The 21,001-nt window shown below is 44.2% G+C and carries 18 protein-coding genes; 10 read left to right on the forward strand and 8 right to left on the reverse strand.

Going from position 1 to position 21,001, the window contains the following annotated elements; translation table 11 throughout:
- Positions 1-28 precede the first annotated feature (28 nt).
- From MHN09_RS03625 to MHN09_RS03635, 3 genes are all read right to left on the reverse strand, one after another.
- On the reverse strand, positions 29-685 hold the full coding sequence (locus tag MHN09_RS03625; RefSeq protein ID WP_239239170.1) for a crotonase/enoyl-CoA hydratase family protein: 657 nt from the start codon (positions 683-685) through the stop codon (positions 29-31).
- A gap of 131 nt (positions 686-816) precedes the next feature.
- Positions 817-954 carry a hypothetical protein gene (locus tag MHN09_RS03630; RefSeq protein WP_168463548.1) on the reverse strand — a complete coding sequence of 46 codons (138 nt, stop codon included), beginning with the start codon at positions 952-954 and terminating at the stop codon, positions 817-819.
- 1 nt (position 955) lies between these two features.
- The gene (locus tag MHN09_RS03635; protein ID WP_239239171.1) at positions 956-1,156 is read right to left on the reverse strand and encodes a hypothetical protein; all 201 of its coding nucleotides are present in this window, start codon (positions 1,154-1,156) and stop codon (positions 956-958) included.
- A gap of 349 nt (positions 1,157-1,505) precedes the next feature.
- On the opposite strand from MHN09_RS03635, the gene MHN09_RS03640 reads away from it, so the two are divergent.
- The 8 genes from MHN09_RS03640 (at position 1,506) to MHN09_RS03675 (ending at position 9,548) form a co-directional block, all read left to right on the forward strand.
- Complete coding sequence (locus tag MHN09_RS03640; RefSeq protein ID WP_049587155.1) at positions 1,506-3,539, forward strand: aminotransferase class V-fold PLP-dependent enzyme; 2,034 nt, start codon at positions 1,506-1,508, stop codon at positions 3,537-3,539.
- Between the two features lie 144 nt (positions 3,540-3,683).
- Positions 3,684-3,965 carry a hypothetical protein gene (locus MHN09_RS03645; protein WP_014950274.1) on the forward strand — a complete coding sequence of 94 codons (282 nt, stop codon included), beginning with the start codon at positions 3,684-3,686 and terminating at the stop codon, positions 3,963-3,965.
- Between the two features lie 4 nt (positions 3,966-3,969).
- The gene (locus tag MHN09_RS03650; RefSeq protein ID WP_239239174.1) at positions 3,970-4,275 is read left to right on the forward strand and encodes a hypothetical protein; all 306 of its coding nucleotides are present in this window, start codon (positions 3,970-3,972) and stop codon (positions 4,273-4,275) included.
- Between the two features lie 176 nt (positions 4,276-4,451).
- Positions 4,452-5,234, forward strand: coding sequence for an RNA methyltransferase (locus MHN09_RS03655; RefSeq protein WP_049587156.1), 783 nt, complete (start codon positions 4,452-4,454; stop codon positions 5,232-5,234).
- Positions 5,235-5,272: 38 nt separating this feature from the next.
- Entirely contained in the window at positions 5,273-6,277 is a 1,005-nt protein-coding gene (ylqF, locus tag MHN09_RS03660; RefSeq protein ID WP_014977114.1) for a ribosome biogenesis GTPase YlqF, read from the forward strand.
- A gap of 94 nt (positions 6,278-6,371) precedes the next feature.
- A complete protein-coding gene (locus MHN09_RS03665) occupies positions 6,372-8,435 on the forward strand; it encodes a glycoside hydrolase family 97 protein (protein WP_049587157.1) in 2,064 nt (687 codons plus the stop codon).
- Between the two features lie 13 nt (positions 8,436-8,448).
- Complete coding sequence (locus tag MHN09_RS03670; protein WP_049587158.1) at positions 8,449-8,943, forward strand: WbuC family cupin fold metalloprotein; 495 nt, start codon at positions 8,449-8,451, stop codon at positions 8,941-8,943.
- Between the two features lie 383 nt (positions 8,944-9,326).
- Complete coding sequence (locus MHN09_RS03675; RefSeq protein WP_014950268.1) at positions 9,327-9,548, forward strand: XRE family transcriptional regulator; 222 nt, start codon at positions 9,327-9,329, stop codon at positions 9,546-9,548.
- Positions 9,549-9,766: 218 nt separating this feature from the next.
- Here MHN09_RS03675 and MHN09_RS03680 read toward each other — a convergent pair whose 3' ends face one another.
- Positions 9,767-11,050 carry a pectin acetylesterase-family hydrolase gene (locus MHN09_RS03680; RefSeq protein WP_049587159.1) on the reverse strand — a complete coding sequence of 428 codons (1,284 nt, stop codon included), beginning with the start codon at positions 11,048-11,050 and terminating at the stop codon, positions 9,767-9,769.
- Positions 11,051-11,378: 328 nt separating this feature from the next.
- Here MHN09_RS03680 and upp point away from each other — a divergent pair, with 328 nt between their 5' ends.
- Both upp and MHN09_RS03690 read left to right on the forward strand, forming a co-directional pair.
- Entirely contained in the window at positions 11,379-12,008 is a 630-nt protein-coding gene (gene upp / locus MHN09_RS03685) for a uracil phosphoribosyltransferase (protein ID WP_014950265.1), read from the forward strand.
- A 185-nt stretch (positions 12,009-12,193) separates the two neighbouring features.
- Positions 12,194-13,219, forward strand: a complete 1,026-nt coding sequence (locus MHN09_RS03690) for a LacI family DNA-binding transcriptional regulator (protein ID WP_049587161.1) — start codon at positions 12,194-12,196, stop codon at positions 13,217-13,219.
- 15 nt (positions 13,220-13,234) lie between these two features.
- Here the strand turns inward: MHN09_RS03690 and MHN09_RS03695 are convergent, their stop codons facing one another.
- From MHN09_RS03695 to MHN09_RS03710, 4 genes are all read right to left on the reverse strand, one after another.
- A complete protein-coding gene (locus tag MHN09_RS03695) occupies positions 13,235-14,737 on the reverse strand; it encodes a tryptophan halogenase family protein (protein ID WP_049587163.1) in 1,503 nt (500 codons plus the stop codon).
- Positions 14,738-14,887: 150 nt separating this feature from the next.
- On the reverse strand, positions 14,888-17,791 hold the full coding sequence (locus MHN09_RS03700; protein WP_049587165.1) for a TonB-dependent receptor: 2,904 nt from the start codon (positions 17,789-17,791) through the stop codon (positions 14,888-14,890).
- A gap of 351 nt (positions 17,792-18,142) precedes the next feature.
- Positions 18,143-18,721: a thymidine kinase gene (locus tag MHN09_RS03705; protein WP_014950261.1), complete on the reverse strand. Its 579-nt coding sequence runs from the start codon at positions 18,719-18,721 to the stop codon at positions 18,143-18,145.
- A 5-nt stretch (positions 18,722-18,726) separates the two neighbouring features.
- Positions 18,727-20,745 carry a bifunctional diguanylate cyclase/phosphodiesterase gene (locus MHN09_RS03710; protein WP_049587166.1) on the reverse strand — a complete coding sequence of 673 codons (2,019 nt, stop codon included), beginning with the start codon at positions 20,743-20,745 and terminating at the stop codon, positions 18,727-18,729.
- Positions 20,746-21,001 lie beyond the last annotated feature (256 nt).

Consider the following 21,001-nt stretch of genomic DNA (forward strand, 5'->3'; position numbering starts at 1 on the left):
GTCTCAACGCGTTATTACAAACTAGGGCCTAGGCTTGCATCTTGGCTATTGTCTCTTTACGCAACTGAAGCTTAGATTCAGCAAAAGACTGTCTAGGCAACATCTTCAACTTTTCTGCATAACCCATGACCGTTGCTAAAACCTGCTCTTGAGGCACCGCAGCGTCGATAAAGCCCGCTTTCACTGCTTCTTTACCTTGGTAAATACGTGAAAAAAGCAATGCTTCAGTTTGAGACGTATTCGCTAGTCTGGCTTTGGCTAGCTCCATACCGAAAGGCGGTAGCACCATACCAATGGCGGTTTCATTAAGCCCATACTTAGTATCTGCGTCTTTACCAATGCGCAGGTCAGCAGCCATAAGCATAATTGCTCCCATTGCAATGCTGTGACCTTCTGCAGCAACGACTACAGGTAGTGGGAAGCTATAAAGACGTACGATTAACTCAGCGCCTTTTGACACCAACTCGTGTTGTTTTGCTTTGTCGTCGGCTTTCATTACCGATAAATCAAACCCGCCGCAAAACTTGCCTTCACCACCGTGTAATACAACCGCTTTTGCGTTTTGCTCTGCTTCATCTAAGGCATCGTTAAACTGCTGAATAAGCTCAAACCCAACGGCGTTAACTTTTCCGTCGTCAAAGGTGATTACAGCAATATCGTTGTTAATAGCTAAATTAAACGCCATGGTATGTCCTGTCACTTTCTTAGTAGGAATTAATTTACGTTACGCTCTGTTAAGCGCAACTTTCTAGCAGTGATTGTAGGTAATTGATTTCTTTTATGATAGTGCTTTAGGCTTCATCTTCGGGATATGTGCTATGAATATCGGCGTTGTCTGCGACGCGCTTTCGCGTTATTAGCCCGCCACTGCGCACGTTTGTCTTTCACAATTCGCTCTAGGTCTTGGCCATCCTCTATCAAAATTGCGTCGTTAATGGTTGTTCGTTTTGTCATACTAAAACTCCAGTTTTAGCTGCTTATTGCGCCATTTTTTCGAGCATTGGTTGATTGCGTGAAGCGAGACACTCTCAGTGGCTATCTGTCTCGCGAGGTTTAACGCTGCGCTGGCTTGCTCGTCGGTCAGGTTTTTATAGGCCGGCGAGGGAATGACCTCATACCACGCACAGCCGACAATATTGTCTAAAATCACCCGCATAAAGCAGTGGTCATGATGTATTGGCCAGGCGTTTTTCTTTGCAGATGCAATAGAAGGGAGCACATTTTTCGCGTAGTGTAGAAATTCTCGTAGGTTCTTCGTGTGCTCCGTTGATTTTGAGAGATAAGCGTGTGGGAATTGGTTCTGAAGGGAAGGTGTGTGCATGAGTGATTTAGCCCTCGTCCAATTCGTTTACGCACTTTTATTACGACATAGCAAGAGTTTACACGACACCAGTGAAATTCAGAGTTACACTATTTTTAGTTTTACTGTGTTTAGTTTATTGATTCTTAGTTTTATGAGTTTTAGCCTAGCGCTAAATGCTCATTATTAATTACATGGTTGGTTAATGCGCCCTCATTTAAAAATTCTTGTTATAGAAGATGCTGTTGATTTATTGGAACAAATTACGTCAAGTATAGGCAACACCATCACTTACTTTGACCGAAGTGACGTTGAAATAAGCCTGCTTGAAGCGAACTCCGTTGCAAAAGCACTACAATTTGTTCGTGAAGACGGTGACATTCAGGCTGTGGTATTTAGCTGGGATGTGGTGGCGAAGGTCAAAGAGCTAACAGACGTAGTACCTTTAAATGGCGTACTTAATGAAAATACGAGCCCCGCAGCCGAAAGCGCTAGTTCACAAAACGCGAACGAGAAAACCACAGGCGAAAAGTCGTCCGCACGCAACGCTCTTATTGATAATAACGCCAGAGTTATAGACGCCATTAAACGCATTCGCCCTGAACTCCCCGTGTATGTCTTAGGCGATGCAGTAAAAGGGTTGGATATTGTAAACCAAGCCAATGGCATTGAATCATTCTTCTATCGTAACGACATTATTTCAGACCCAGAGTCCATTTTGGGTTATATCATCAATGACTTTGATGATAGAAACGAAACGCCGTTTTGGACTGAATACAAAGACTATGTAGTAGAGTCTAATGACTCGTGGCATACGCCAGGTCACAGCGGTGGCGCAAGCTTTAGAAATTCACCCTATATCAGTGATTTTTATCGCTTCTTTGGTCGTAACGTGTTTGTTAGTGACTTATCGGTAAGCGTAGACTCGCTGGGCTCACTATCAGATGGCACTCACGCTATCGGGAAAGCGCAAGCCGCTGTCGCGAATACATTTGAAGTTCGCCATTCCTATTTCGTCACGAACGGCTCTTCGACATCAAACAAAATCATTTTGCAGACGCTGTTGCGTGAGGGCGACAAAGTAATTGCCGACAGAAACTGCCACAAGTCAGTGCACTACGGCATTATTCAGGCGCGCGCTATGCCGGTGTATTTAGACAGTGTATTTAACCCTGAATACGGTATTTTCTCACCGCCTAGAATGGCGCAAATTAAGCAGCTTATTGAAGAAAATACCGACGCTAAACTTATCGTACTGACGGGCTGTACCTACGACGGGTTATTGACTGACCTTAAGCAAGTCGTAAATTTAGCCCACGAGCATGGCATTAAAGTGTTCATTGACGAAGCATGGTTTGCGTATTCCTTGTTCCATCCTGCATTGCGTGACTACTCGGCTATCGCCGCTGGGGCAGACTATATTACTCACTCTGCGCACAAAGTGGTGTCGGCGTTCTCGCAAGCATCCTTTATTCATGTAAACGATCCAGATTTCGATAAAGATTTCTTTAAAGAAGTGTTTGCAATTCACACCAGTACCTCGCCCAAGTATCAACTGATTGCCTCGCTTGATGTATGTCGTCAGCAGCTGGAAATGGAAGGCTACAAAATCCTTAATGAGCTATTGAGCAATGTTGCCGAACTCAAATCGCAAATGGCCAAGTTTAAGCGACTTAAAATACTTTCGCCTAGTGACTTTGCGAATATGTTTTCTCACTTTGAAAGTGACAACATTGGGCATGATCCGCTTAAAATCTTAATTGACGTATCGGCGCTTGATTATTCAAACCAAGAAATACATCGTTTCTTAATGGACGAAGTTGGTTTAGAAATCGAGAAGTTTACTCATAGCACTATTCTAGTACTGCTTACGCTAGGTGGAATGCGCTCTAAAATTGTAAGGCTATACAACGCGTTAAAACGTCTTGATGATGGCGCCGTTAACCTAAGCAAGCGCAAGAGCAAGAGTCCGTTACCGGCAGACATTCCGCCAATTCATTTAGACGACCTTCCGTCAAAAGCGTTTTTCAGCCCTAGGGAAGCCATTCCATGGCAAAACAGCGTTGGACGCACTGCAGCAGGTTTAATTACACCGTATCCGCCTGGTATTCCGCTTATTGTTCCTGGACAGAAAGTGGAACAAGCGCATATTGATTACCTTCAGGCACTGGCAAGCCAGAAGCTTACCGTCCAAGGTATTTACGACGGTGAAATTTATGTTGTAGCTGACCAACAGTAGGAAAAAAAGCGAACCAAACCAGTTTGGACGGTGCTTTAGCTCTTAAGTGTTAAAACCCGTCCATCGAACAGTTTCTATTTGTTATTCCATTTTTTACCCTGTTTTTGGCTTCGAATGGAAGCCTAATAAAACAAGGAAATGTAAATGAAAGAGTTAAATACAAGTGAAATTGAAATGGTGTCCGGCGGCTTTGATGGTTGGGAGCAGCTAGGCGTTGGCATTGCTATGATTGGTTTGGGTATTGCCATTGTTGGCACAGCAGGGTTAGCAACTGTGCCCATTGCTCTTGCGGGCGCTGCAACGCTTGGTGAAATCGGAGTTGGTGTCGTTGGTATTGGTTTAGCAGGCGCAGGTGGATTTGCCGCTGGCACGTCATTAGCGTCAACGAGTGATGATACTCAAGAAGCAACAACATTAGACGAGTAATTCAATGTTTAAAGTACAAATTCAAGGTGGCGAGATCACCTCAGTTGCATCGTTAAGAGTATTGCGTACTTTATGGCCGCTTTCACTAAAAGCGGTAGAAGAGTTGGCTACAGCGTTGAAAAAGCAAAACGAGTTTGTGCTGGTGGAAGGTGTGACGGAAATATTTGCAACAGAACTTGCTCACGAGTTTAAAAGTGCAAATGTTGTATGTCAGATTTTACCAAGTGAAAAAGAAGAGGCCTGCTTATGTATTCCAATTGGTGAGCCACGCAAACGTTGGAACGCTTTAGGTGTCTTGGTATCTCGGTAATTAAAAAGGCGTTTACAAGTATATTTGAAACGCCTTTTTGATACTCTCCTTTATCCCGTATTTCTCCACTACAATCTTTTTCTCTCATTATTTGTTTCACTATTAAGCGTTGCCGCTTTGCGTTTTGGGTTTCATACCTTACACTTGCGCCGAAAGTTATAAAAAGGGCAGTGCAAATGAAACTAAGTGACGTGAAAAAGCTTCATCAAAAGAAATTTAGAACGCAGTTCGGATTCTATTTGGTGGAAGGAGAGCACTTAGTTTTAGAGTTAATTAATGTTGCTCAGCATGACAGCAGTACATTAGGTGATATAACCCTTTATGTGACAGCTAATTATGAGGCGTGGCTGAAAGAAAAACTTGATTCTTCAGTCTCTAATATGAAGGTGGAAACGGTATCGTCTCAACAAATGCAGCAACTCAGCGATACTAAGTCACCTCAAGGTATTATTGCTCGCGTTCCACTTCCTAACTCCGCGTTATATTCAGAGCGGTCACAAACCAGCATTTCAGCAAACAAATCCAGTGCCGAAAAGTACATTTATTTGTATGAAGTTCAAGACCCTGGCAACTTAGGCACCATACTAAGAACGCTAGCGTGGTTTGGGGATTTTACATTATTACTAAGCCCAAATAGCGTAGATCCATACAACTCGAAAGTTGTACGCTCAAGTATGGGGGCTATTTTCCATGTAAACATGGAATTAAACGTGGCGCTTGAAAGCCTAGGCGAGCGGTTCGAACGTTTCGCTTTCTTGGATATGAATGGTAGTAATATCACCTCTAACACCTTTGGTGATTATCAGTGTTATCTGTTTGGTAACGAAGCCCGTGGCGTGCCTGTTGACGCACTATCAAAGCTAAACGCAACGGCGTATACCATTGCGGGAAGCGGTAAGATTGACTCGTTAAACTTAGCCAGCGCTGTGAATATCTGCGCTTATGAATTAACCCGTTAAGCACACTCCCCTCAACTCGATTACGATAGGAAACAACCATGGCATTACAATGGTTCCCAGGGCATATGCACAAGGCCCTGAAAGAAATTAAAGAGTCGCTTAATCAAGTAGACATTCTTATTGAGGTGCTTGACGCGCGTATTCCATATTCCAGTGAAAACCCCGAAATTGCAAAAATACGCGGCGATAAGCCCTGTATTAAAATTCTTAATAAGTATGATTTGGCAGACCCAGAAATTACTGCGCGCTGGCAGGAGAGCTTAGAGAAAGAGCGCGGCGTGAAGACGATCACGACCTCTAGCGATAACCCGGGCAACAGCAAGCAAATTATGCAGCTGGTTAAAAGCATTTGTTCGTATAAAGAAGGTCAGCCAAAAGCAATTAAAGCTATGATCACAGGTATACCTAACGTGGGTAAATCGACGCTAATTAATATTCTAGCCGACCGAATCATTGCTAAAACAGGCAACGAGCCCGCTGTAACGAAAAGCCAGCAGCGCATAAATTTAGGCAGCGGTATTATCTTGTTTGATACACCGGGAGTACTGTGGCCTAAGCTTGAAAACCCACATTCAATTTATCGGTTAGCTTCATCGGGCGCTGTTAAAAATACTGCCATGGAATACGACGATGTCGGTTTTTTTGCGGCAGATTACCTCATTAAAGCGTATCCAGAGGTAATGAAGGAGCGCTACAAGCTGGACGAGTTGCCAGATACTGAAATAGAGTTTCTGGAAGCCGCCGCCAAAACGCGTGGGGCAATTCAAGCGGGTGGTCGTGTAAACCTTCATAAAATATGCGAGATCCTGCTTAAAGAACTGCAGTCGGGTAAGTTAGGGCGAATAACCCTTGAGACACCAGAAATGCTGGAAGTCGAAAAAGAAGAAATGGCACTTGAGGCGGCGAAGAAAGCTGAAGCGAAAGCCAAGCGTAAAGCAAAATTCAAAACAGGCTCGTTAACGCCGGATAAGAAAGATCGGAAAGAAAAACGAGAAGAGAAGCGTCAAGAACAAAGCCGTAGGATGAAGAAAAATAAGCGCTAACCAAAAAATAGGCTTAATCGATTAAGAAATGGGTTGCAAAAATTCGCTATCACTTGATACTAACATTAGGTTAACAACTTTTGTTGGATATTTGATGCGCGTATTTTTGCTCCTTCTATTGGCCGTCTCCTTGCCTTCAATAGCTAATGAGTTGTCGGTTCTCTCTCCAGATAAAAAAGTAAAGTTATCGTTCACAGATGATGGCGAATTAGCGCAATATCGGGTGTCATTTAATGGAGAACCCGTTTTAGGGCTCGGTAAGCTTGGTTTTACTTTTGCAGAAGCCGCCCCTTTATATCGCGACTTTAAAGTAGAAGAGATAAGCAGGAATACGGTGGATCAAACATGGCAGCAGCCGTGGGGAGAGCAGCGAAACATTCGCGACAACCACAATGAGCTTTTGGTCAAGTTCTATAACCCTAGCGATAAAGACCGCACTTTTCTTGTAAGAGCCAGAGTTTTTAACGATGGTATCGGCTTTCGCTACGAGCTACCTGCAAGCGGTAATCGCATAATTACTAGAGAGCTGACTGAATTTAACTTAGTCAATTCTCATCAAGCAAAAGCGTTTTGGATCCCTGCCCATGGTCGAGATAGATATGAATATGTTTATCAATCCACTAATCTGCAAGACGTTCACACCGCTCACACGCCATTCACGGTGAAGTATGAAAACGGCACTCATGTCGCTATTCATGAAGCTGCCCTTGTTGATTACGCGGGTATGAGCCTTAAAAGACAAGAGTTAGGGCGTTTTACAGCGTCGCTGGCACCTCGTCACGACGGGAGTTTGGTGCATAAAACTGGCAGTTTTGTTACTCCATGGCGCACTATTACGTTAGGAAATGACGCAACGGATTTGGTTAATTCATACCTTGTTTTGAATCTTAATGAGCCAAATAAACTCGGTGACGTGAGCTGGGTTGAACCAGGAAAATACATAGGTATTTGGTGGGGAATGCACATTGATGAGTATACGTGGGGCTCTGGAGACAAGCATGGTGCTACTACTCAGCGCACAAAGCAATACATGGACTTCGCCGCTAAACACGGTTTTGATGGTGTATTGGTTGAAGGTTGGAATAAAGGTTGGGATGGTGATTGGATAGCGAATTCAGAGTTATTTTCTTTCACAGAAAGTTATCCAGACTTTGATATTGAAGCGGTGACCAGCTACGGCGAGAACGTTGGCGTGAAGTTAATAGGACACCATGAAACATCAGGAGGAATAACCAACTACGAAGCGCAGATGGAAGACGGTTTTGCCCTGTACAACAAGCTGGGGGGCTCTCAAATTAAAACGGGCTATGTTGCCCATGGCCAAAATCTCAAAGTGCGCGACGACAACAACGTACTGCGCTATGAATATACCGACAGCCAGGACGTGGTAAATCATTTCATTAAAAACGTCACAACCGCTGCGAAATATCAGTTGTCCATCAACACTCATGAATCGGTAAAAGATACCGGCCTTCGCCGTACTTATCCGAACTGGATATCGCGAGAAAGCGCTCGTGGTCAGGAATACAACTCAGGGTGGGCGGCACCTAATCCGCCTAACCATATTCCCATGTTGGCGTTTACTCGCATGCTCGCTGGTCCGATGGATTTCACACCTGGCATTTTCAATTTTGACTACATAAGAAAAAATGACGGCGGAATAGAGTGGGGCAAAGGAGAGGTTATGCGCCCTCAAACAACGCTTGCCAAGCAACTGGCCCAATATGTAGTGCTGTACAGCCCTATCCAAATGGCAGCAGACTTACCTCGTAATTATGAGAATAATTTACCGGCGTTTCAGTTTATCAAAGACGTCCCTACAGATTGGTCTCATAGTAGAGCGCTTCAAGGAGAAGTGGGCGAATATATTGTAATGGCGCGTAAAGCGAGCAAGCACACATCCGACTCTGAAAACGATTGGTTTGTTGGTGCGATTACGAATGAAGAAGCCAGAGAGTTATCACTACCGCTAACCTTTCTAGAGGAAGGTCAGCAGTATGAAGCGCAGCTCTATCTGGATGGAGAGAAAGCGCATTGGAAAACAAACCCCTACGCAATGAACATCGAGAAAAAGGTAGTGACGTCTGCTGATGTCTTGTCATTAAAGCTTGCGCCATCGGGGGGAGGAGCGATACGCTTTAAATTACTATCGCAATAATAGACAGGGTGTGATGTTGGACAATATTCAGTATTTTGATAAAGCGTTGTTTGAAACGCTTAAACAGTCGGCTGAGGAAAGTCCTCGCCGACGGGCTAATTTGAACGTACATAAATCTTATACCGACATGGTACAGCGTTTGTTTATTGCAATGATGCCTGACTCCTACGTGCGGCCTCATCGACATGTACAGTCTCATAAGTGGGAGTTCTTCATGGTGGTAGAGGGCGAGTTAGACATTCTATTTTTCAGCGACGATGGCGACGTTGAAAACAGAGTAACGTTAACGGCTCATGGAGAGACCAGCGGAATTGAGATTCCTCCTAATACCTGGCACGCAACGGTGTGTCATAGCCCAGTAGTTTTCATGGAAGTTAAACAGGGTCCATACGAAGTCACCGATGATAAAGGCTTTGCAAGCTGGTCTCCTGAAGAAGGAAACGACCAGGTTCCCAATTTTCTAGCATCACTTAAGAAAGCGGCGGTGGGTGATAGCGTAGCCTTTTAAAGGCATTTCTTGTCTAATTACGCACTCATAGCATGCTTTAGACGCTTTCCTTTTTGGAAAGTCATTGCTATTGCTTATCTACATGGTATGGTTAAGGATAAGTAACAGAAGGCCGCTGCTATATATTTTAAAAGCACCGAGGCCAATACATTTAGCTTAGTCGCGGCAAAGGGCCGATTGTACAAGCACATTGTGAAAAGAGAATTATCATGCAAAACGTTTCAACTGGTTATTTTTATAATTTTAATTACTGATTGCACCTGACCGTCGGTGTTCAGGGGCAAGTATTGGCTTCTGGGCACTGCAGGTAGAACGTTTTGCAAAAGCCCAGAAGGTATCACCATCTGGGCTTTTTTAATGCCCGTAATTCTCGGTAAAAGACAATGAAAGAAATCACACTAGGTGACATCAGAAAGCAGCACAGAGTTAAACAGGAAGTCGTAGCAATGGCGTTATCGGTCACAGCTTCTGGTGTAAGTAAGTTGGAATCAAAACGTATTCAGGACGTTTCACTTCAACGTGCAGCTGCATATTTAGCTGCGGTTGGCGGGAACATGAAAATTGAAGTAACTATGCCTGATGGCGCTACTTTACAAGTAGGGTAGTAGGGCGTGTTAATTTGTTGCTGCATAAATGCACAGCAAGGAACGACAAATCCTAGTTGTAATACCAGTCCTCATAGATAATTACTCATTCAGTGAGACTTAAAATGTTCGTAATCGCGGCGTGTTACCGAAGGTATAAATATGGCTAATCCAACCACTTCTGGGTTGGACTTGCCATGTTATTGATTACTTTTTAATACAAGTTGGCACTACGTATCCTAGTGATAGTATGCCGCGCTATTTTCTCTAAAGCGGCGTGACGTAGCAAACGTGTGTAGCCATTCGTTAAAGGAAATACCCCGCGCACTCTGCTCATTATAAAATGGGCTAGGTGAGGATACTGGGAAGGCATTATCTTCACAAAAATCGTTTAGCACCATGTGACAGGTGCCTTCACCAAGGTAAAATTGATAATTCCATGTGAAAGCTGACAGCGCATGGAGTGACGCATTAGCCTGAAGCTGCCAGCCAAGTATGTAGCCTAAATCAGATTCTGTTACACCCCATGTCGTTGGGTCTAAATTACCTCTAGAGACCTGATCAGAGATTTTAGAAAACTGAATTTGAACAATGTCGGTTCCTGTTGAATATTGCGCAAAACGGTTCCAAGGGTACTGATAAGCTAATCGCAACATCACCTGCTTATTGAGCGTTAGATGGTTAAAATTGCCAATCAGTGATTGGAAATTACGTGGTAGTGTATCTTCTATCCCCCAAGGCCCTTGATAGTTTAGTACTGTTTGCGTAAAGCCGCGGGATATAACACCAAGCGACGCATCAGCGAAGAGGGCAACCTTTGTGCGACCAAACAGCGATTGGAAGTAGGGGAAGTTGAACGTTGCACCATAACCGCCCGCACTGCTTCCACTGAGTAGCACTTTGTTGGGTGATAAATCATCGTTGTTCAGTTTTTCTTTAATCCACTGCATAACAACTAGCGCGTTGTCGTGACCACGGTGCTTTAAAGTAACTTCGGCACCAGGTAGACCTGTAACGATACCAAGCTCGTCAACGTACTGCGTGTCTTTTGAGCCTAAGTGTAGGTCGCCAGTACAGTAGGGAATGAAAACTTTTGACCAAGTTTGAAAAGGATTCTCTTGTGTATCTTCAAATATTCCGCCTGAAATAAATGGCGTATTTTCGATTATGGCTGATGGGTTATAAGCGGCTCGCGACATCGGGTTGTCGTCAAACTCTAGCTGCATTGACGCTAAGCAAGTGGCACTGTCCCAGCAGGCGCCGCCACCATTGAAGTAGATAAGTAGGTTATCACTTTCTCCTCGTTCGAAATAAAACGAGAATGGGTTGGGTGCTAACCCCTCTGGTCCCGGTAAAGCAGGAAGAGAACATGATGGGTAAACGGTTTTTTCACCGCCGCCAGGTACTGATACCACCACCTCATTTTCAGGAGTGATTTGCTCCCATTGTGCAAAGGCATTATGGGCACAGAAACTCAGTGCCATTACAGCAAAATAGCGAAAACGTTTAGCGTAAGAATGCATAAACAATTCCTTTTGACATAGATAAACATGGTTTGAATAGTAAGTTTGATTCGGCTGTTATGAGAAAATTGAACTTCCTGAAACTTTCTCAATCGATCTCATTAGCGCGTAACTACGACAATTCATAGCGAGCGCTATACATTCATGATCGTGAATTGCGCCACGAACTGTGGCTATAGCCTACGCACTAGGTTATAGCATTTATCCACTCTGTCTAGCGTTGATGTGGCGTTTTAAAGCATTGAATAAACATATTTTTACGACTAATCGCTTTAACTAAAATACTTCTGGGTTAAAATATAGCTAAATCGATTACAAGGAGTCTTACATGGCCGTTCACGAAATTACCCACCCGCTTATTGCGCACAAACTAGGGCTTATGCGATACGCTAAAATTAGCAGCAAAGACTTTCGCGAGCTTGCCTCTGAAGTAGGGAACCTTCTGACTTATGAAGCAACGCGAACACTGCCTACGGAAAGAGCGACGATTAAAAGCTGGTCGGGGGATGAGGTAGAAGTAAGACAAATTAAAGGTAAGAAAATTACTGTTGTCCCTATTCTTCGTGCTGGCTTAGGTATGCTTGAAGGCGTACTGGAACTTATTCCAAATGCGAAGATTAGTGTAGTCGGTCTGTACCGTGATGAAGATACACTTCAGCCAGTTGCCTATTTTGACAAGGTAGTAAAAAACATAGATGAACGTACCGCACTGATTGTTGACCCAATGCTGGCAACAGGCGGTACGTTGATTGCAACAATCGATCTTCTGAAAAAGAAAGGCTGTCGAAGAATAATGGGACTATTTCTTGTTGCTGCGCCTGAAGGCATTAAAGCCGTTGTTGAAGCACACCCTGATGTTGATATCTTTACCGCCGCAATCGATGATAGATTGAATGAGAAAGGCTATATCCTACCGGGATTAGGAGATGCTGGAGACAAAATCTTTGGCACGCGCTAAGAGCGAAAATCTCTAAAAATTAAGTCATTGAGCAATTTGTTACACAACTCATCGAATTAGCGCTAAATTTCACGCGTTAAACGTTTAAGTTAATGATATAGTCAGAGGGTAGTCAGAGCGCACGCTTGCTACCCTTTTTGGTTTTTAAATCTGGGTAGTTAGTTTCGTGAAAAGAGCTAAAAATAATGAATAAAACAAAACTTACCCTAAAAGATGTTGCTGAACAGTTGGGCGTTTCAACGGCAACCATTTCAAATGCATTTAACCGCCCGGACCAATTATCAAAAGCGAAGCGCGAAGAGATTTTAGCGCAGTGCAAAAAGATTGGTTACAGCGGCCCCAATAAAGCAGCACAGATCCTCAGAAAGGGCACATCAAATATTGTGGCTTTAGTATTAGCCGACAGCATTTCATATATGGTGAGTGACCCCGTCGCGAGTACTTTTATTAAAGGTGTTTCTTCTGCGCTTCAAGAAAATGGCAAGCATTTGTTACTGTACGCGGGCGACTCTGACAGCATTCTTGATGTTGTAGATTTTGTTGATGGTTTTATCTGTTACGGACAACCGCGCAACAGCAACTTGGTAGCGGAGTTGGCAGTGTCGCCAAAACCTGTGGTCACCGTTGACTTTGATATCGAAGACAAGCCATCTATTAATATTGATAACGAAGAGGCGGCCTATCGCGTTGCGTCTCATGCGTTAAATGAAGGTGACAATGTGGCAATCTTTGGGCTTCGCCTGATTGACTCGCCTTCTACATGTCGTATTTACGATAGTCCGTTGATTGACGTAGACAGCTCAATTGCTCACCGTCGACTAGATGGTTATTTAAGGGCCGCTGAAGAAAAGAACATCACGGTAAGCAATGAGCGTATTTGGCACCTTCCAGAAAGTGACAGACACTTTGCAAGACAGGCTGCCAAAGAAGTACTGACCAGCTCTCCAAGACCTAATGTGGTTTTGTGTATGAGTGACATTATAGCCCTTGAGCTACTTCACTTAGCCTTGGATATGAATATTAAGGTACCGGAAGAGCTGAAAATTACAGGGTTTGATGGTATTGGGGAAGCCGAGCGAGCGCGCCCGCGTCTTACTACAGTTTGCCAATCCAGCAGTGGCAAAGGCGTAGAAGCAACTAAAGCATTGCTTAATCAAGCAACAGCAAAGAGTACGCTGCCATTTGAATTGCAAGTCGGCGAGACGGTATAGGCTGAGCCAAGAGGTTCAGCCCGCGTTAAATAAGGTAGATTGCTTATCAAAGTTTAACGAGCAGCGATTGAAAAATGCGGCAAGTTTCTTTTCTTCAAAAAGATCGCCGCTTTCCTTCAAAGAAGCGGGCTGATTGAGTGCCGGTGGCGGGTATACACCATAGCCAGACAACAAACAGTGCCACGACGTAGTGCTGAAATGTCGACCAATACCTTGGCGCTTTATTTCCTCAACAATATCCCCTTTTCTGTACCACACATCAAGTAAACTAAGCAGTGATTCGGACAGCTTCATGTTAGCTCTGTTGTCTCTCCAATAGTCACTGTCGTTGCGCCCGTTTAGCTTGTAATGACACACGATATAATCTCGGACGCGTTCAAAGCGCTCTGAAACTTCCCGATTAAACGCCTGTCTCTGTTGAGCACTTGTTTCGTTGAACGAATAGTTGTCCGCGAAAAGCTCGATGCTCGTTTGAACTAGGTGTAGTGCGGTTGCTTCTAAAGGTTCAATAAACCCTTGCGACAAGCCTAGTGCAAGACAATTCTTCTCCCAGTGCCTTTCACATTGACCTACACGCATAGATAAATGCTTTGCTTCAACGTCGGTATTTTCCATCCCCAATGCGCGTCGCAATTCACATTCTGCAGCGTCTTTCTCTTGGTACTCCTGGCTATACACATACCCGTTTCCCGTGCGGTTGCGAAGCGGTATCTGCCAACGCCAACCGTTCGACATGGCAACCGATTCAGTTTCAACCGGTAAATTAGCGCATGCTGGTGTAGGCAACACAACGGCCGAGTCATTGAATAGGTTGTCACTAAAGTCCCTAAACGGTACGCCTAGCGTCTTTTGTAAAAGGAGCCCCGAAAAACCCGTGCAATCTATGAACAGGTCTCCATCAAGTTTTTGTCCGTCTTGACAGACGAGATGTGAAATGTCGCCAGATGGTGAGGTATGCACCGATTCAATATTACCAACAACGTGATATACGCCTTTTGATTTAGCGCGCTCGCGTAAAAATCGTCCAAGTTTTAGAGAGTCAAAGTGGTAGCCGTATTCTATATCGAATGGAAAATTATGTGAGGGAAGAGGGGCAAGGTTTTTCTTTGCCAAATACCCAGCCATAAGAAACTTATCAGGTCGAGTTTCAACATCGAGGCCCAGTCTTCTGGTTAAGGCGTTAACGTGAAATGCCCGTTCACTAAAAACATCTAACTGGCTAATAAAGGGGTGAGAATAGCTGTGTGAATCATTGCCATTCCAGCCCGTGAACTTGATATTAACTTTATACGTTGCTTGGCACTCTTCCATCCAATCATACTCAGGAATATCAAGAGTTTGAAAGAAACGCTTGAGAGTAGGTGTCGAGCCTTCGCCTACGCCTATAGTGCCAATGTCTTCTGATTCTATGAGTGTGATGGTCACAGCTTGATTAGCCCAGCGGTGAGCTAAAAGGTTGGCAGCCATCCAACCTGCTGTGCCGCCTCCAGCAATAACAATTCGGTGTGGTGTTGTCATTAAAGGCTCTGCAATAAAAGAAGGGTGAAATTAAACAGTATCAGAGTTGCGCATTACTGCCACACTTTACATGGCAGTAATGCAAGGCACGTATCCACTATCTAAAGGTGCGTGCCATTATTTTCGTGCGTTCAAAAGGGATGGTCCCTTTTAATAGAACGAATAGTTGAGGTTTAGCATATAAGAAGGACCAAACTCGCGGCGGAGCGTAACAATGCCCGCATCATCAATGGTTTCTTCTTTCTCATCAGTCAGGTTTACGCCTTGTAACGACACTCTTAGCCCTTCCAAGTACTCAATTCCGCTATCTGCAAAATCGTAGCTAATTTGAGCATCGACTTGGGTAACGGCGTTACGAGTTGCAGGCTCAATTTTGTTTGAACCTCCACGCTGATACGTAAGGAACTCAGAACGATCGGTTGCCGCAACCCTAATCTCAAAGCCGTTCATCTCATAGTACGCTGTAATGCTGTACGTATTGTCTGATTGGCCTGGAATGGCTGTTCCATCTTCAAGCTCCGCATCTAGGATTGTCGCAGAAGCGGCAATACCAAATCCATCCAGAGAGTCAGTGAGCATTCTCAAAGGAACATTGGCCGTTAGCTCAACCCCTTTCATTTCACCTTTTAGGCCATCTTCGAAGAATGAATAGAAGCCCTGGTCTGGCGGAGTTACTAAATCGCCCACTTCGTAAGGCGTGTCTTGCGGGCCGTAGTTACCCGCAACGTCCACTATCCTGTCATGGAATCCAGGGATGAAGTAGTTAGCACCGTCATTGGTCACGTCGTTCGTGAAATCAATAAGCTGGTTACCGTCGCGGGTCCAATTAACCAAATCTTTATAGAAAAGCGCAATTGAGACATAACCTTCTTCATCGAAGTAGTTTTCAAATGAAATGTCAAAGTTGTTGGCTTCTAACGGACGAAGGGTTGGGTTACCTGTAAATTTAGACCAAGGCGACCCGAACTCTCTCACCGCTGCCTCAGAATTTTCTGTGGCAATCAGTTCAATATTTTGATCAAACTTAACAAAGCCCGACGCTTTCATTTGGTCGATACGTGCTCGACTAATGGTTTTCGATGCCGCAAAACGCAAATAGCGATTCTCATTAAGTTCGACACTTACGTTCAGGCTAGGGAGGAAGTGAGAGTAATCATCGCCATCGGTAATAATACAGTCCGCATCAACCACTTCGTTGCCATCGTCGTCACACACGGCAAAGTTCGGGCCTACAATACCAATGAAACCCGTTGAGCTTTGGTCCGTTTGTACATATTGTGCACCCACGTTACCTTTTACATTGAAACCTTGAACTTCAGTCTCAAAGTCTAGCTGGGCGTATAATGTAGTTACTTCTTCATCAATGGTGTAGGTATCACCTAAACGATCAGGCTCTAGAAGCCCTGCATCATTAAGCGTATATTCACCATCGTTGTAAGGGGCAAAGCCGTCGTAGGCTACAACGTAACCCATGCCAGCCCAGGTTAAGTCAGCTAAGCCGTTGTACAGATACTGCTCAGGGATCGCTTCAGAAAATGGATAAGATGAAGCGGTTGCGAAGAAACCTTTGTTATCTTTTGCTTTGTATCGGTCGCTATAGTTTACGCCGGCCGTAAAAGTGTTGAAGATTCCCCAATCTACATAACCAACTGCCTCAAAACGTATTGTGGTCAACTCTTCTTCAAAATCAGCAAAGTTCAGGAAGCCGTCTTGGGCGTTGAAATAGCTGTAAGGTTGACCATTTGCCTGTAAAACATCGGTGGTAAACTGATCGGCAATGTTAGCCATACCGCCCCCCCAAACTTGAGGACCCGCAAGCTGTAACATGGTGGGATCAGAGAATGCATCAAGGCCGCTACTGCCGGTAAAGTAAATACCATCTGTGCTCATTTCGAATTGACGTGAACCTAATTGCCCTTCGCCGAGCGCACCAGAACGCGCTAAACCAGCGTATGATTCACCACGCAAGTCACGTTTGTTCGACTCACTGTCTGCCACATCTAAAGTAAGAGACCACTCATCGGTTATGTCGTATTTGATATTTAAACCGAAGGTTTGAAGCTCGCCATCTTTTTGCGCGGGATCTGTACGCAGTACTGGATTCGCGTTAACTTGCGTGCCCGAGTTGTTAATGCCTGTACCACTTACATTTGCCGCAGCGAAGGGTTCGATGAAACCGCGAATCACACCTGAGTCGGAATAATCAATATCTAGCGCATCAAAAACAATGTCTAGTCTATCGGTGGGACGCCATTGAAGAATGGCTGAAATCGTGTCGCGTTCTAGCACGCGGCTAATGGCCTGAGTGTCTAAACCAAACGGAAGCACCTGACCATCGTCATTCTCACCATATCCCCAAACACCGTATTTTCTCTCGTTTCTGGGGGACTCCGTTGATGCAATGGCAAGTGCGAGACCTACCGTGTCATCTGCAAACTTTTCTACAAAGGAAAGGGCAAAACGGTTGCCGCTATTGTCGAACTCTGGATTATCTGAATCGTTGCCACCAAGTTCGTAGACCCCAGTGACGGTAAGGGTTTCCTGGGCTGCTAGAGGGCGTACCGTTTGCAAGTCTACTGTACCGCCAATACCTTGGACAATAAGCGAAGCGTCAGAGGTTTTGTAAATTGTGGCACCTGTCATGATTTCAGCAGGGTATAAGTCGTACTCTACGCCACGGTTATCGCCAATACCGATAAGCTCTCGTCCGTTCAGCGAGGTGCCGGTAAAGTCTTCTTTGAAGCCACGTACCGAAATACCAGACGTTCGTCCCCCAACGCGCTCGCCTGAAAGGCCTGGCAAGCGGGCAAGTGATTCTGCGATTGAAGAGTCTGGAAGCTTACCAATGTCTTCTGCGGAAATGGCCTCAACAATGGAGTCGTTGTCCATTTTCACCGCTTGGGCGCGCATCAAAGAGCCTCGAATCCCCGAAACTTGAATAATTTCTACTTGTTCGTCGTCTGGTGTGTCTTGTGCTACTACTGAACCGCTGTTAAGGGCGGCGGTAATTGAAATAGCGATTAACGCAGGTTTAAACGTACTGGTGTGCTTCATGAGTCATACCTTGCTGAGTGTGTTAAACAAAGGTTTTATTATTTACAACGTTTTAACAATAGTAGTTGTTTTACTCATACGCAAGTGTTTTCTTAATTGTTTAAGAAAAGTGTTTTCAAATATAGGGCATAAACGGCTACTCGTGGCTAGCAAGAATGCTTAATGCTTTTTCTTGCTACCTCTAAATAGTACCGAGAAAGTTTGGATAACGCCGATTGAAATCTGGCAAAGAGCAGAAGGGGGAGTGGCAAATTTTTTAGAGAATGAGAAGCGGACAATAAATGCTATAGCCCGCAACAGATATGAGGTTCAATGACCGCTTATGTTAGTTAGGTTACTTGACGTTGGGGTTTAGTCCCAAACCAGTTCTTTAAAATGCTTGCGACACATTGATTCATAGGTGTCGTTGCCGCCAATTTGTACTTGATCACCATTTTTTACTGCATTGCCATTTTCGTCTAAACGCACCACGAAACTTGCTTTTTTACCGCAATGGCAAACGGTTTTTAGTTCAGATAGTTTATCTGCCCAAGCCAGCAAATAATGACTGCCTTCAAAGGTTTCACCTAAAAAGTCGGTACGCAGGCCGTAGGCTAGTACCGGCACATCAAGTTCATCAACTACGTCCACTAGCTGCTTTACTTGTGCCTTTGTTAAGAACTGTGCTTCGTCAATAAAAATGCAGTCGGGCTTTAACGCTTCGCAGTCTTTGCTTATTGAGGCAAACAAGTCATCGCCTTTTGCGTATAGCTTGGCATCTGCTTGTAAGCCGATACGAGAAGTGACTTTCCCAACGCCGTATCGATCATCAAGCGCTGCGGTATAAATCACTGAATGCATACCGCGTTCACGGTAGTTATAAGCTGATTGGAGGAGTGATGTAGACTTCCCTGCGTTCATTGCAGAGTAATAAAAATAAAGTTGAGCCATGGTTATTAGTAGTTTTCGTTATACCAAGAAATAAGGTCGTTGGCGTTCATTGGTCTAGCGAAGTAAAAGCCTTGCAAATAATCGGTTCCAAGCTGCGATAAATGTTGCCTTTGCTGCTCAGTTTCGATGCCCTCTGCAATGGTTTTACAGCCAAACTCTTTAGCCATTAAAAGTGTTGCTCTTATTATGGTATCACTCTCTTCAGAGCTATTCTGTATAAAAGAGCGGTCAATTTTAATAAAATTGAATGGCATAGATTGAAGACGGTTTAAAGATGAATAACCTGTACCAAAGTCATCAATTGATATTTTGACATCACGGGCTACAAGTTCGCTCACTCGTTTAGTCACTAGATCTTTATCAATAGCGAATACGCTTTCAGTTATTTCTAGATAGAGGCGTTCTGGTGAAATTTTAGTTGTGCTGAGGGCATTGTCTAAAACTTTAAAGAAGCTGTCATCGAGCAGCTGCGCGACTGATACATTTATCGACATTGCGAGACCGGGTTTGAACTGCCAATGCGAAAGGTCGATAAGCGCTCTATTTAATACCCACGCACCTATTTCTGGCATTAGCCCGCTGCGCTCTGCAAGGGGGATAAATACCGCAGGAGAGATATTTTCTCCGTCGCAGTTCCACCGTAAAAGCGCTTCTACTGACGACAAGGAGTTTGTCGTGACGTCAATGATAGGTTGATAAAAAACAGTAAACTCACTATTTTCAATGGCTAATCTTAAGCGTTCACAAAGGCGCTGCTCTCGCTTTATTTCGTTGTGCAACGTTTCGTTAAATACGCCAATAGAGCCTCTTTGCTTACGCTTTTGATCATACATAGTCAGGTCGGCCTGTTGAATTAAATCAACAGCGCTGTCGCCATGAACGGGGAACATAGCGATGCCGATAGTGGCGTCTAACGTTACCTGATTGTCGTTCGCAATAATGGGAATAGTGACGCCACTGCGCATAGCGTGTGCTACGGCCTTTGCGGTATCAACATTAGCATAAGGAATTACGGCGACGAATTCGTCTCCTCCCCATCTTCCTAGGTGATTTTCTTCCGTATAGTTACGAAGTCTGTTGGCAATTTCGGCAAGGACAATATCGCCGACTTTATGTCCTAAACTGTCGTTAACTTGCTTGAATCCGTCTAAGTCGATAAATAAAAGGGCGAGCGAGTTATCAAGGGCACGTGTAGTGTCTATCAAATTGTTGAGATGCTTGAGAAAGCCATTGCGATTAAGCAAATTTGTCAGTGGATCTCTGTTAGACAACCGATATAAATCCGCCGTTCTTCTTTCCACTTCCGCTTCAAGGTTGGCGTTAGATGCATCGAGCTTTTCGTTTGAAGCTATGAGTAGTTTGTTTACTTTAACTGTTTCACTACGCTCAATACGCATCTGTTCCATCAAACTATTATTCTTAGCTTTAAGGTGTAACGTACTGATGAAAAAGCGATGGTAGCGAAAAGCACTGGCGAAAATACCAAACCAGAAAACCAAGCCAAGCACACCTAAAACAAAAAATTTCCCGCTAGCATCTATTAACGCACATAACGACATAGGTACAAGAAGAGCAGTAGAGTAGAATCCGACGAGTTTTATGTTCGGAGACAGGACGGTTCCAGCTCCTCCGGACATAGCGGCGAGTACAACCATAGTCGCTGCTAGTTCGACAGTTGTCATGGATGAATAGAAAAGCACTGAATAAAGCGCCCAAATACAACCCGTAACATAGAGACCGGTCGAAAACCGAATCAAAGCAGGGCGCGGGTTATAAGCTTTTCCTGCCAAATTAGTGCGCCAATATAATGCATCAATTAGCCTCAGAAGTGAGACGCACACCATTACTCCCCAAATCTGTAGTTTATTTGCAAATGTTGAAGGGGAGTCGCTTTCAAAGAAAAATACCAGGCCAGAAAAGGCAAATATCGTCATCAAGAAGCCGACAAAGCTATTGCCAATTAGCATGTCGGTTGTGTCTCGTTCTATTTCAGTTTGTGATATCGATTCTTGATACGTGTTCAACCGGATAAAGCCTTAATTACATTGTGATTCAAATTTAATGCATTACTTCAAAAGCAAATTTAGTCGTACAGAGTAGCGGGAAGCGTACAAACTTAAGTGCACTAAATGATTGTAGTATAGGCTAAATATAATGCATATGACGGGGGCATTTTAAAATTCGACTAAAGCAACCCGCTTTTAGTCTATCTATGTTTTTCACAGTTCGTTCTAAATACCTGAAAATGTAGTGTTCTTAATCGATATTGCTTTTTGTTTC

The sequence above is a fragment of the Alteromonas sp. MmMcT2-5 genome, assembly GCF_022348315.1.
Classification (GTDB): domain Bacteria; phylum Pseudomonadota; class Gammaproteobacteria; order Enterobacterales; family Alteromonadaceae; genus Alteromonas; species Alteromonas macleodii.

Excerpts from the sequence above, each read along its gene's own strand:
- MHN09_RS03625 (WP_239239170.1), bottom strand. The coding sequence starts at position 685 with ATGGCGTTTAATTTAGCTATTAACAACGATATTGCTGTAATCACCTTT.
- MHN09_RS03630 (WP_168463548.1), bottom strand. The coding sequence starts at position 954 with ATGACAAAACGAACAACCATTAACGACGCAATTTTGATAGAGGATGGC.
- MHN09_RS03635 (WP_239239171.1), bottom strand. The coding sequence starts at position 1,156 with ATGCGGGTGATTTTAGACAATATTGTCGGCTGTGCGTGGTATGAGGTC.
- MHN09_RS03640 (WP_049587155.1), top strand. The coding sequence starts at position 1,506 with ATGCGCCCTCATTTAAAAATTCTTGTTATAGAAGATGCTGTTGATTTA.
- MHN09_RS03645 (WP_014950274.1), top strand. The coding sequence starts at position 3,684 with ATGAAAGAGTTAAATACAAGTGAAATTGAAATGGTGTCCGGCGGCTTT.
- MHN09_RS03650 (WP_239239174.1), top strand. The coding sequence starts at position 3,970 with ATGTTTAAAGTACAAATTCAAGGTGGCGAGATCACCTCAGTTGCATCG.
- MHN09_RS03655 (WP_049587156.1), top strand. The coding sequence starts at position 4,452 with ATGAAACTAAGTGACGTGAAAAAGCTTCATCAAAAGAAATTTAGAACG.
- ylqF (WP_014977114.1), top strand. The coding sequence starts at position 5,273 with ATGGCATTACAATGGTTCCCAGGGCATATGCACAAGGCCCTGAAAGAA.
- MHN09_RS03665 (WP_049587157.1), top strand. The coding sequence starts at position 6,372 with ATGCGCGTATTTTTGCTCCTTCTATTGGCCGTCTCCTTGCCTTCAATA.
- MHN09_RS03670 (WP_049587158.1), top strand. The coding sequence starts at position 8,449 with ATGTTGGACAATATTCAGTATTTTGATAAAGCGTTGTTTGAAACGCTT.
- MHN09_RS03675 (WP_014950268.1), top strand. The coding sequence starts at position 9,327 with ATGAAAGAAATCACACTAGGTGACATCAGAAAGCAGCACAGAGTTAAA.
- MHN09_RS03680 (WP_049587159.1), bottom strand. The coding sequence starts at position 11,050 with ATGCATTCTTACGCTAAACGTTTTCGCTATTTTGCTGTAATGGCACTG.
- upp (WP_014950265.1), top strand. The coding sequence starts at position 11,379 with ATGGCCGTTCACGAAATTACCCACCCGCTTATTGCGCACAAACTAGGG.
- MHN09_RS03690 (WP_049587161.1), top strand. The coding sequence starts at position 12,194 with ATGAATAAAACAAAACTTACCCTAAAAGATGTTGCTGAACAGTTGGGC.
- MHN09_RS03695 (WP_049587163.1), bottom strand. The coding sequence starts at position 14,737 with ATGACAACACCACACCGAATTGTTATTGCTGGAGGCGGCACAGCAGGT.
- MHN09_RS03700 (WP_049587165.1), bottom strand. The coding sequence starts at position 17,791 with ATGAAGCACACCAGTACGTTTAAACCTGCGTTAATCGCTATTTCAATT.
- MHN09_RS03705 (WP_014950261.1), bottom strand. The coding sequence starts at position 18,721 with ATGGCTCAACTTTATTTTTATTACTCTGCAATGAACGCAGGGAAGTCT.